The following is a 12,181-nucleotide window of genomic DNA, read 5'->3' as shown; positions in this document are numbered from 1 at the left end:
CTTCTTTAGGTGTATGCATTTGTTCCACCCTTTCTAAGACAGTGGCAGAGAACGGTGTCAACGGCATTCTAAAATTGACCCCTTTGACCTCGTATTAAGTTTCAACCTGTGGCTGAATCCCTATTCTTTTTTTATCCTTCAAACGATAACTCTCACCCGATATTTGTACCACATGACAGTGATGCAATAACGATCTAACATCGCAGCGGTTAACGTGACATCATCCTCAAACGACTTAGACCATTGGCTAAATGGTAAGTTACTCGTCAATATCGTACTGCCTTTTTCATAACGCTTGGCAATCACGTTAAAGAACAGATTCGCTTCTTCACGTCCAAAGGGCAAATAACCAATTTCATCGATAATCAATAATTTCGGGGCGAGTATCACGCGTTGCATATAGGTTTTCAATTTACCTTGCTGATAGGCTGTACTGAGTTACAGCATGAAATCGGCGGCGGTAATAAACTTGGTTTTGACATTGCTCATGATGGCCTTATAGGGAATCTTTAGAAAGAAAGCCAATCATCTCAGCAAGATAATTGGCTTAAGTGAGAGTCACGATTATCCGCTTATTCGTCGGTCATCCCAATAACACGGCACTACAATCAAATGGTTCTCATGTAACCGAGACCATAATCTTACACCTAAATCCCGCTGCATATTTTGGACTGTGAAATTGGAAATCAGCAGGGTAGATTTCATATTGTCATAACGACTATACAAAACCTTATGCACCATCTCCAGGCGTTTTTCATGCCGGTCATGCAGGCCATATTCATCAATCACCAATAAATCAAAACTGGAGAAATGGTCGATGACTTCTTTCTCAGAGCGCGAAGCATCTGACCAGGTATCCATCATTTTTTGAGCAATTTCTGCACTGGTATAGTAGCGTGCAGATTTTGTACTGTTATGCAGAATGTTGCGAATAATTGATGCACTCAGATGGGTTTTACCTGTACCCGGTGTACCAATCATCAACATGTTCGGGTTGTGGTCAGAAATAATTTGCTGTGCAAAGGCCTGACATAGCTTGATGGTATTTTCTTGTGCAGGGCATGCAACTACATAATTCTTGAAGCCACGATCCAGGTAGCGTTTATTGAGCCCTGAATTTTTAATTTTCTGTTGTAGCAATCGCTGTTGCAGTTCATTCTCATAGGCTGCATGTGAGTGATGGACGGTTTCTTTGGCACACAATTTACAGAGCCTGTGACCAGCAATTTCCATCAGGGGTATATGATGGGTAGCGCAAAGTGTTTCCGTTGTTTCTGCGCGAAACTGGAGTGTTTTAAGCATGGTATTCATGACTGATCTCCTAAATCCACTTTGAATTTTCTAAAAAACTCTCATTTTTTTCTTCAAAATTTGAAGATGAAGATGAAGATGAAGATGAAGATGAAGATGAAGATGAAGATGAAGATGAAGATGAAGATGAAGATGAAGATGAAGATGAAGGGCATGGTTCAAGCATGACTTGAGTAATACTCGGGCTCTTCTCAGGAGCTGCTTGAGTATTTACTTTTCGTTGCTTGGTTGATGCTTGAGCATTACTAGCGGATTTCCCCCAACGTGCCTGAGCTGCATTTTTAGCTTTATCAGATTTCATTTGCTGATTTTGCAATGCCTGGCTTTTTAAACTGCTTAAAAAATTTGAATGAATCTGCTCAGATTCGATTTCAAACAATTCCAGGGCCATTAGCGTATTCAACAAAGTTTTAGCCTTGGTATGTTGCGATAATTTTGTGATGCTACATACAGTAGCTAGGTCATGAGGAATGGCACCATTTTTCCAGAAATCCATCATTAACAGTAGGGTTGCACCAATTTGTTCTGCCGTCATTCGTGCAAATTTTGCCTGTAGGTCGCCAATATAGAGTGGCATCCAAATTGAAATATCTTTATGCATGTGTTCACCTTTTTATAGGTATAAAGGGGCTGAGGTCATCAATTAGATGACCTTATATGTTTGTTTTATGAGTGAGCGAGACTCATTAAGCGGAGACGGGCCTGTTGAGCCAAGTCATCGTAATGAGCTTGCCCTTCATCCAGCATTCGCTGTAGCCAAAGTCTCAATGCTTGGTGGTCATCGAAGCATTTATTGATTTCCAGCAAAAAGGCCAGATTGTGCAGTTTGGGAATGTGTAGCTCATGGATTAATTCACGAGCGACCATATCTGCTTCAGGGCTGATCACCACACCACCAAAGAAAGCTTTACTATTCATGTGCAAGCTCCTCTGTAGTGAGTCTCTCCAGCATGGCTTCAAAAGCACTGCCATCGCGACGGGTAACATTCGGAATGTAGCGGCTATAGACCCGGAACAACATTTCAGTGGTTGAATGCCCCAATTGGCGAGCGACCCATTCTGGATTTTCACCTGCCGCCAGCCAGAGCGTTGCTGCTGTATGACGTGTCTGATAAGCACGACGAGGCGTTAATCCTAAAAAGCGCAGGATAGGGTGCCATACACGCTTATTAACTAAACGGTAGTCTAGAGGACCGCCATCACGGTTACAGAAGACGAAGTCCGATTTTCCGTTGTTGAGGCTTTTCTGTTGCAGAAAGGCTTGGTATACCCGGTCATTCATCTGGATCGTGCGGTCAGAACCATACGTTTTGGTTCCACCAAGAACACCATTCACTAACGCTTCACGGATATGGATCTCACGACGTTGCAAGTCGATATTTTTCCATTGCAGACCATCGATTTCACTGGTACGCATACCTGTGAAAAAGCGAATGGTGTAATAAGGCCTAAAGTCCTCACGCACCGCAGTGAGAATTTTATGCACCTCTTCCAGAGAAAAAGGTGTGACTTCGATTTTACTTTCCTTCAGATTGTTTATATTTTTATACGGCGACTCAAAATCGTATCGTTCTGCCGCATCATTCAGTATCATACGTAAAGGCGTCATGATTTGATTGATCCTCGATGCTTTCAGACTTGTTTGATCTTTTCCGTGTGTCACTTTGGCGAGGGAAGCACGGAAGTTCAGCAAGTCTGACTTCTTAATTTTTGAGAGAACCTGATTACCAAAAGCGGGGATCAAATAGTTTTTGATTACAATTGAAACCTTTTGTTGATATGAATCTCTCCATTCAATTTGTTTCTGTTTAAACCACAATTCAGTAAACTCTTTAAAAAGAGGAACCTTGGTTTGTACAGCGATTTGCTGACTTCTTTTTTCCTTAAACTCCTCAACACGTTTACTTTTTGGAAAATACTTTTCGTATTCAAAAGTTCCCAAAGTAATTTCAGCTTGAAGCTGCTCGAGACGTTTTTTTAAAATTCGGCGATTATAGGCATTGTCTTCAAGATTGGTTGTCTCTCTGCAACGGATGCCCATGTAGCGAAAATCGGCAATGAGTTTGCCACTTCTTTCCCGGATGGTAGCCATCGGTTAAACCTCCTGAACCTTATTGAAGAGCATCCATACTTAAACCAGTGAATTTAAGCATTTCAGTTTCAATACGTTCCCAAACAAAAAGAATTTTGCGACCACCAAAAGGACGGATGTAATGAACACCTTCAATAAAGACACTGTCCTTCAGTTGGTTGCGAATAGTACGAGCGTCGTACTGGATTTTTTCAGCCAGTTGCTGGGCTGTGAGATAGGTATATGACATAATAGAGCCTCATATTTTTTACTAGGTAACTAGGAAAAATTATTCCTAAGACATAAATTATCATATTTTTATGTTGTTGCAAGTACTTTTTATGATTTAAATAGGAAATTTTATGATTATTTCAAACTTGGCAGTTTTATTAGCAGAAAGGAAACTTAAGGTTGCTGATTTGGTGAGAAGTACTGGAATTAATAAATCTACTTTACATAAACTTTATAATGATGAATCTGTACGGATTGATTTTGAAACCATTGATAAAATTTGTATTGCATTAGATGTGGAAGTGGGTGATTTATTGGTTTTTAAGAAAATTGATAATAATCAAAATGATAATAGCTAGTTTGGTCACAATTGGTCACATCAAAAAGTGAAATGGTCACAAATCCTTGATCGTTTGGTAAAAAACATCTTGTTTTGAAGAGAATAGGGTGATTTTTTACCTTCAAAAAAAGCTCTGAAAGTGGTGATCGATTGAAGACATTTAAGGTTAATTGAGACCATTTTTATTGTTGTGGGCACGCCATGGTCACATCTTGGTCACAAAATACAAATTACATTAAAAATATTTTTTATTGAATCGAATAACACAGGAAGAAGATTTTTTAAAAAATATAATAAAATCAACAAGAAAAAAGCCCTAATCTTTCGACTAGGGCTTTTCTGAATCTGGAGCGGGAAACGAGACTCGAACTCGCGACCCCAACCTTGGCAAGGTTGTGCTCTACCAACTGAGCTATTCCCGCATGCGGTGTATAATACATGATGCAAAAATAGGGTCAATCATTTTTTGCATGTCATTGTACTGACTGAATAAATAAACAACATTTTTGGAAAATAGTGCGGTTAAATGACTTAGGTTGTTTGTTTTATAAAAGTTTTCATTGTCTGCAAAAATATTAATATCACTTACAATGCGCTGCAGCTATGCGAAAAATAAAAGCATCAGACATAAAAAATCCGCAGTACTAAATTTCTAAAAATGAAGCCGACTGCGGATTTTTTAGGTGATTCAAAATAATTTTATTAAATTTAACTGTGGTTGAGTAATAAAGTATCATCCTAAAATCAATACAAGTTATTGATTTTAGGCTTTTAGCAAGATTCTTGAGAAAAATAAAGTTTCATCCTATATTATAAATTCTTCTCGTATTTCAAAAAGTAGAAGTAATAAAGTTTCATCCTTTAATATTTGCTATACGATAGTACCTACATCTCTAAAGTGTATTGCCATACTCGCCGCAATCCAACACTTGTTTCTCTTTTATATGATATACACATGGGTAAGATAATATTTATCATTCCATTCTGGCTTTGATGTTGTCCCTCTTTCCACCAATAATAAGCATGACCAATTACCTGGGCTTTCGTCGAGAGAGGACAAAGATAAATATTATGTTTTAAATTTTGTTCTCTGTGATGAATTATAGCTACAATCCTTTGAATTTGCTTAGCTGTTGAAAATGGATCATTTGCTGGTGCAAAGAATTTCCGAGTAGTTAAATCGTTCTCCTTTATTGGTATAATATTACTCGATCTAAAAGCACTCTGTTGAAACATATCAGCACTTAAAGAGGGAAAACCATACAAAGGATAAAAAGTGGCACTTTCATAATCATTAACAACTTGTGACATTAAATCATGATCAAAACCAATAGACATTATTAATGAGTCTTTAGCATTTGTTGTGATTGTAATAGCAGTTCCATCTAAAGCTTTGACTTTAAGAGCCGAGATACTGAAGTGAGTATTTTCGTTCTCAATATATTGTATTGGTTCAGAATAAAGTACACTAATTTTTTTACATCCCAGATACCCTAGAGTAATTATTAATAGAGCTAAAACATTTCTCATAAAGCCTGTACTATCAATACAAATTTTAGTGTTTTCTATATCTGTAATATTTATCGAGGATATTAAAGAGCTAACTTGATCTTGTTCACCAAATTCTATAGGTTTAATTATGCTTGTTGCATGAACTTCTGTTAGTTCTTCATCTGAAAATTGGTATTCTGGATGGATTAGCCAATATTTTTGGGTGCTATTAATTTTGTCAAAAACTTCTTTTACTCTATCACTAGCATTGAATGCAGATATAAAGATATCGAAAGGAGTCGAGTTAATAGGATTATTTTCTACTGGTAGTGATTCCCGATAGAAAATATCGTAATCAATAATACTCAAAATGGTAACTTCCCTTGTTCTGGTAACTTAGCAGTAGATCCAACATTTTGTTTAAGGTTCGTATCTAATTGATCTATATGTATAGAATTCCATTTCCGTTTAACTCTGTTCAGATGTTCATCAAAGCTTGTATTTTCAGGATCAAAAATAGCATTTAGAATATCAGCATTTAGAGTTAGATCTCCACGATATACTACAGGCAAATTCCATAAAGGTGATAGCATCGGGTTGAGTTTAATAAGTTTGTGTAATTGTTTTGAGTTCCTATCTGATCTTGGATCAGGCATTTCTTGGATTAAAGAGAATTCTACAGCAAGATTGTAGACTTCTTTTGCTTCTCTATTTAAATCTTCATCTTTAAAGCTTGCTGCAAGAGGAGAGCTCTCAGGGATATTTAATGCATATCTTGCTGTAGCTAAATAGGCAGCGAATTTAAACATTGCTTTTTTTGCCTTGTCACTTAAAGAACCATAATTAGAATCCTCTTCAGCAAAATATTTAGCAGCTTGATTAATTGCTTTTGTTTGAGTCTCAATATCGATACTCTCTTGAGAATAAAAACTTTTTCCTTCAAAAGACAACAACTCATATATCTTATTTAAGATATTTAATACATTTCTTGGATTTCCAGATGACATTTTGAAAATTGTTTCAAAACCTGCATATGGGATATTTGTCTTATATCTAGCATCCAAGCATATCTGTGCAAATAGATCATACTTATAGTGATTGAATGAAGTTGCATATTTCCCAGTTCGGCGTTGTTCTTTTTCTCTATATATTAAGCTTTCAGAATGAATCTGTTGGGCTATTTCTAAGAAATTAGTACTATTTTTACGTTCTTTGCAAAATCTTAAAATATTAAGTTTTTTTAGGATAAGCTCATCTATATCATCACAAAGTATAGAAAAAGTGGAATCAGCATATTGACGAAAATCACTAGGAAAACTTCTAATAAAATTTTCTTTTGTTAATTTTAGAATTTTATTAATAGGAAGATCCAAAGTACGTATTGCTTCTTGTAATAGGTCACTTGTATCTAATGAATCAAATAATTGATTGGCATTAATCTTGACATGAATATTTGGATTATTATAAAGACGATTGACTATAAAATTATTTATAAAGTGTTTAGTATCTTGACTCATAAGTATTTCATCTAAATTTATCTTTAGAAATTCATGACCACTTAGATTACTCTCATTTACACCAGTAATTGTGTTGGTTCTAACCCCATTAGGTCTAGTTGCAATTCTAAAAGATACAAATGAATTAGCCATTCTTACAAAATCATTAAATATACTTTGATAATTACTTTCTAAATTTTCAAATTCATCAATAAGGAAAACTAAAGGAAAGTTGGTTAAAGCATTTGACCATATATTTATTGCAGGCTTAATAAAGCTAAATAAGTTATTTATCAATAATATTGACTCAAAAAGCTCAACTTTTTTAATAAAAATAAATTTATTCAAGTTTCTATCAATTAGAACTCTATGTTCAAAAATCCATACTCGTAAACTATCAAGATCTTGTATTAAGTTTAAAGAATCATGACCAATATTTCTACGAATTTCGGCTAGAAAATCTTCGTCATTATAAGCTAAATCAGTCGTAGTATTTTTAATATCAATTAAACATTCGACCACTGCTTCAAACAAAGTTAATTCTACATATGCTTGAAAGATTATTTGTTTCAAGTTTTCAGGTAAAGAATCAAATTTAGAAGCCCCAAAGTGATTACATCTATAAAAAATAGTAAGTGCACCCAGTTGCTCTAAGACTTCTACACCCGTTAATTTATCCTGCCGTTGTCTAGCAACAAGATATGAATAATATCTAAGAATATGAGTTTTACCAGACCCCTTTCCTCCGAAAATATATTTTGGTGTTGCACCTGATAAATCTAAAATAGAGGACTTAATATCATACTCAAAATCAACCCATAAGTGATTTATTTGTTCATCCGTGTATTCCGCTGCGCGAAGAGAACCAAAAGGATTTACAGAATTCATAATTGCCTCAAGCATATATTTTGCTATATCTAGCAAAAACTGGTGTCCAATAAACTGGGTGTTTTGCCCAGAATATTGGCAAAGTATTGTCAGGGGTGTTATATGAAAATCCAATCATCAATTGACAATTTTTATAGCCTAATTTATGTGGCTCCTCAAAGCCTAAATATGTTGAATAGACCTGACAGAATTTTTTAAGTTTTCTACGACTAGGTTTTCTCAGTGACTTAAAATTCCTAGATTTTTTACTGAATACCTTATAGGAATCATCTAAATGAAATAAGCAATGAGCATTCCCATTGAACATTTCAACGGTATTTAGGGCTTCTAGTCCAGCAGTTGTAGCAAAAAGACACATAAATTGGAGCTTGATTGAAGGATTAGTAGCTCGAATTTGTATCAAACGATCTTTTAAATAGCCTGTTATTTGGGTACCTGATGCAACTAAATCGTCAAAAAAAATATACCTATTAATTAAAGTTGATTGTGGATGGAGTTCATTTGAAATTTGATCCTTATAAAATGCTCCATAGAAGTCAGAAAACCTTTCTTTTGATAAATTATTCATTTGTCTGAAAAAATAAAGCAAATGTGCTCCGCTCTCAGAGGGATTCCCAGCACCAATAAAGAGAGTTTTGTTGATCTCTTGAATTAATAAACTGTTGATCAAATTAATATCAGTGGTATCGCCATTTGCTTTACGTATTTCTTGTTTTAAAGGAATAATAAATTGCTCTTCATAGCAAGCCTTAAGCATTTCTCTAATAGTTGAATTACCAAAATAGATAAAGTGTGTAAGCAAATGCAGGGCTAATAGGTATTCTTCCTCTTTTGGAAAACAGCGACCAGTAAAATTACTAAGCCATTGTTCTATTTCTGGCCATTTCTTATCATAATCCCAAGCATGAGAGCTAAGTTTCATGAGCTGGTTTTTATAGGCTTCTAATTTAGGTTGAAAGTCAGGTCTCAACATATCTTCCTTTAAAAAATTAAAATATCCATAGTTTGCTGCAAGCTGATTACATACAATAAGTAATACTCATGGAATACACTCTTCTATTTTTCAAAAACTAGAACCGTTTCACGAGAAATTACAGATGCTGTTCGATTCCGTTTAGTCATTAAACCTCTTGATTTAATGTCATCAATTAAAATTAATTTAAGTTTTAGATGATGTTTTTGGAAACATTCAATGATAAATCTATCATTTCTTAGTGTTTCACCACAAACTTGATTATTACCTAGTACAAATATAACACGCCCATTAGGTGCTGTCACTCGGGCAATTTCATCAACAACTTGAGACATTTCAATTAGATACTTTTGAGTAATCCTAGCTCTCAGTTCATTTTTATGAGCAATTTTTTTAAGGAGCTGAACATAATCTTCAGGCAGATTACTTTCTTCTAAATGTAAAGGTGTCTTTCTTAGATGTTCTCTCCCAATTGATTTTTCTTCTAAAGAGCGAAGTTCTTTGGGAGAAGCAAGTTCTAACCAGTTTAGAGACAGACTAGATGCTCTGACATACTTTTGTGCACTTCCATAAGGTGGAGATGTAATGACTAAAGGGACAGAATTATCTGGCATTGGTATTGAATCATTAAGATTGGTAAATAATGATCTTGCATCAATACCAACTTGTTTAGCAGTGGAACGATTTGGATATTTATTATTTGTTTCTGTTACTCGCTCAATGTTAGCATCCACAATAATATTAAATTCTTGAATAATATTAGCACTTTTAATCCAATCCAACCTTTTATTAATTCGTGCATTTATTGTAGGGGAAAACTTCTCTTTAGTTTTTAGGCGAACTGGAACACTAATCGCAGGATCAGCGAAACTAACTTTTTTAGTAAGAGAAGAGAAACAAATTTTAAAAAAAGCTTTTTCTTCCTGATCTACTATTTCTTCAATAGTTCTTAATAAAATTTCTAACTGTTTTTTATGTTCTGGTAGATACCATAAATCAGGATTTACTATGTCTATTGTAGGTGCGACTTTATACCTTATATATTTATAAGATATTTTTTCCTTAATTCTTATCAATTTCTCTATACAATAGGGAGTGGTTTTTACTTTTGTCAATAAGAGTGCTAAAGGATTTGCATCAGCAACTAGAGGTAAAAATCCATGTATAGAGGCTTCCAGAGCTACAGTTCCTGACCCACAAAAAGGATCAAGTACCAATTTTTGTGTAAGATTTTTATGAGCTTTAAGAAAAAAATATGCAATATGAGGTAATAGCTTCGCTGGGTATGGGTGAATTTGATGAGTTAATTGATCGCCTGCTCGTAACCAATGAATCAGTTTTCTAAAATCAATGTCTATAGGAGTTTGATTTTTATGATACTCATCCATCATTTGACATAAGGTTTCTTGTAGGTATTGATCTAATAAGTCTTCCTTTTTTGTGGAATCTAGTGCATAACTACTTAAAGCCATGAGATTTGAATTGAGATCGCCCATTATGCAAAATTGAATTCCATGAAAATTAAGGAAAATTAGAAAACTAAGAGCAGCTTAAATTAATAAAAGATTTTCATCAAGCTTAATCCTTAAAAAAGGATAATACCCCTGTAAAGATATGCCCTAATTTGAGTCAGAAATCATTAGGATAAGGACAGTAAAGCATCTTCTAGTCGTCTCCCCCAATTTTTAAACTCTTCATCAGACTCAGCCATTTCAACTAGATTTCGTGGATGATTAAAGGTTTTCCTTATCCCTATATCTTGTAGAGATTTAGCGGTTGGCCAACGTAAAGAGCGTTTAACGATTTGCTTCCGAAAAGTTGGAAAATATGAGTTCCATGTGTCTGTATCTGAGATTTTGACAATCAGTGTAGAAAGAGGCTTTAGATTATCGCTGGTATCTATTTCCAGAATGACAAATTTTTTGCCTTGAAAACTAAGTTGGACTTCAATAATACACCTCGGATTACCATCATGGGTTCTATGTAGCTTGGAACGATTGACCGCAGGCAGCTTATGTACATGAATGATGGGCTGAATACGATGTTGTGATGCAAATTGTTCAACCATGGCTTTGAATGCTTCAAATCTTTTCATGAAAAATGCAAGGTCATCACTATCATCATGGACATTCTCAAATTCTCCACGGCCAATTTCACCAAAGATCGTGGCTTCACCTGTACTCACACTATGATCAGGTAGAATTTCAACATCATTATGATTCGGTATACCTTTCTTACCTGAACGTTTAAGTGTTGCCTTTTTTGTTTCATAAGGACTGGCAAGGGACATAGTGATTTTTGGAGATTCAATTTGGGTAATTTTCCGATCACTATCCGCTTCTTTTTCATCATCAATGGTTGGATCATCGTTGGAGGTATTACGTCCTCCAGAGTTTCCACCTGTTTTTTCATAACTATTTTTTACGGTAAATTTTGGACTACAAAAAATCACTTCATTAGAAATATCAGTCGGTAAATTAGCAATCCCAATGATTTCATTCACATAATATTGTTGGCTTTTTTCACTGAAGTAAACTTTCATTGTAATTTCAGCCCCTATTAGTGAGGGCGGTGCAAAATTGAAATTCCAAAAGGTTTGTGTTTTAGTTTTAACTTGCTCAATCGAAAAATGTTTGGAGATACTTTCATAGGACGCTCGTGCCTCAGTATCAAGTAATATCCATGACAGTAGGCGACGCATACCAACACTATCATATTGATTGGGGGGAAAGCGGCAAAATTCATGAACGTGAATAATGGTTTGATGTTCTTCTGGGACAATATAATATTCTGTTGTTAGCTTTCTTTGATCTAAAGCTGCCTTAGATAAATAAGCATTATGGAAAAACAAAACTCGTGCCAGTTCTATGTGTGGTAAATGGATTTGAATATCCTTATATGTACCTTTTAAGTCGCTCACAATGTAGCTAAATATGTACTGTCCTGATTTATTTGTTGTTATTTTCCAATTGTTAAAATCATCAATTTGAATGGTGATGATCGATTCATTGTAGGAGGGGATTTCTTTGGTTTGATTAAATCTTCTATTTTTTGCTAATAGTGGCATGTTGGAAAAACGAGCATGTTTTACCATATATTTTTCATAATCTGGTAAATGGGTATAGTGATTTTCTAAACCAATATGAATATTCCATTCACTATTTTTATGATCCTTAAAAATAAGTTGACAAAAATAACTAATCATGCGAAAAAGTTTTTTTAGTTAACAGATGTTCACACATGCCTCGAATTGTTTCTGTACCACTTAGTTTAGAACAGCGAGAACGACTCATTTTTCTGGCCAAGCATGCAAAACATTGGCGTGAAAGACAACGTGCCCAAACTATTCTCTGGCTTTCTGAAGGTAAAAGTGTTGCGGA

11 protein-coding genes, 1 tRNA gene and 2 pseudogenes are annotated in these 12,181 nt (G+C 34.9%); 2 read left to right on the top strand and 12 right to left on the bottom strand.

Going from position 1 to position 12,181, the window contains the following annotated elements; translation table 11 throughout:
• Nucleotides 1-94: 94 nt before the first annotated feature.
• From E0H79_RS13995 to E0H79_RS13970, 6 genes and pseudogenes are all read right to left on the bottom strand, one after another.
• Nucleotides 95-513: pseudogene (locus E0H79_RS13995) on the bottom strand (ATP-binding protein); the annotation flags it as partial.
• 51 nt (nt 514-564) lie between these two features.
• A complete protein-coding gene (locus E0H79_RS13990) occupies nt 565-1,311 on the bottom strand; it encodes an ATP-binding protein (protein ID WP_131261964.1) in 747 nt (248 codons plus the stop codon).
• Nucleotides 1,312-1,321: 10 nt separating this feature from the next.
• The gene (locus tag E0H79_RS13985; protein WP_131261963.1) at nt 1,322-1,912 is read right to left on the bottom strand and encodes a DUF1376 domain-containing protein; all 591 of its coding nucleotides are present in this window, start codon (nt 1,910-1,912) and stop codon (nt 1,322-1,324) included.
• A gap of 65 nt (nt 1,913-1,977) precedes the next feature.
• On the bottom strand, nt 1,978-2,229 hold the full coding sequence (locus E0H79_RS13980) for a hypothetical protein (RefSeq protein ID WP_104489231.1): 252 nt from the start codon (nt 2,227-2,229) through the stop codon (nt 1,978-1,980).
• The gene (locus tag E0H79_RS13975) at nt 2,222-3,403 is read right to left on the bottom strand and encodes a site-specific integrase (RefSeq protein WP_004974341.1); all 1,182 of its coding nucleotides are present in this window, start codon (nt 3,401-3,403) and stop codon (nt 2,222-2,224) included. Before E0H79_RS13975 ends, E0H79_RS13980 begins: the two co-directional genes overlap by 8 nt.
• Before the next feature lie 19 nt (nt 3,404-3,422).
• Nucleotides 3,423-3,632 carry a hypothetical protein gene (locus E0H79_RS13970; protein ID WP_000122748.1) on the bottom strand — a complete coding sequence of 70 codons (210 nt, stop codon included), beginning with the start codon at nt 3,630-3,632 and terminating at the stop codon, nt 3,423-3,425.
• A 112-nt stretch (nt 3,633-3,744) separates the two neighbouring features.
• On the opposite strand from E0H79_RS13970, the gene E0H79_RS13965 reads away from it, so the two are divergent.
• Nucleotides 3,745-3,972, top strand: a complete 228-nt coding sequence (locus tag E0H79_RS13965) for a helix-turn-helix domain-containing protein (RefSeq protein ID WP_004974343.1) — start codon at nt 3,745-3,747, stop codon at nt 3,970-3,972.
• Between the two features lie 327 nt (nt 3,973-4,299).
• Here E0H79_RS13965 and E0H79_RS13960 read toward each other — a convergent pair.
• The 6 genes from E0H79_RS13960 to E0H79_RS13935 form a co-directional block, all read right to left on the bottom strand.
• A tRNA-Gly gene (locus tag E0H79_RS13960) sits at nt 4,300-4,375 on the bottom strand.
• Between the two features lie 463 nt (nt 4,376-4,838).
• The gene (locus E0H79_RS13955; protein WP_079378922.1) at nt 4,839-5,813 is read right to left on the bottom strand and encodes a hypothetical protein; all 975 of its coding nucleotides are present in this window, start codon (nt 5,811-5,813) and stop codon (nt 4,839-4,841) included.
• Nucleotides 5,810-7,828 (bottom strand): hypothetical protein, encoded by a 2,019-nt coding sequence (locus tag E0H79_RS13950; protein WP_165492547.1) that lies wholly within the window; start codon nt 7,826-7,828, stop codon nt 5,810-5,812. Before E0H79_RS13950 ends, E0H79_RS13955 begins: the two co-directional genes overlap by 4 nt.
• Nucleotides 7,829-7,835: 7 nt before the next feature.
• On the bottom strand, nt 7,836-8,801 hold the full coding sequence (locus E0H79_RS13945; RefSeq protein ID WP_033523411.1) for a hypothetical protein: 966 nt from the start codon (nt 8,799-8,801) through the stop codon (nt 7,836-7,838).
• A gap of 83 nt (nt 8,802-8,884) precedes the next feature.
• Complete coding sequence (locus tag E0H79_RS13940) at nt 8,885-10,297, bottom strand: hypothetical protein (protein ID WP_109426807.1); 1,413 nt, start codon at nt 10,295-10,297, stop codon at nt 8,885-8,887.
• Between the two features lie 143 nt (nt 10,298-10,440).
• Nucleotides 10,441-12,006 (bottom strand): Tn7-like element transposition protein TnsE, encoded by a 1,566-nt coding sequence (locus tag E0H79_RS13935; protein WP_131261962.1) that lies wholly within the window; start codon nt 12,004-12,006, stop codon nt 10,441-10,443.
• 35 nt (nt 12,007-12,041) lie between these two features.
• Here E0H79_RS13935 and E0H79_RS13930 point away from each other — a divergent pair.
• Nucleotides 12,042-12,181, top strand: a pseudogene (locus E0H79_RS13930) (helix-turn-helix domain-containing protein); the annotation flags it as partial.

The organism is Acinetobacter sp. ANC 5045 (assembly GCF_004331005.1).
Lineage (GTDB): Bacteria > Pseudomonadota > Gammaproteobacteria > Pseudomonadales > Moraxellaceae > Acinetobacter > Acinetobacter towneri.
The sequence above is the reverse complement of the archived record's forward strand: the minus strand, read 5'-3'. Positions and strand labels throughout refer to the sequence as shown.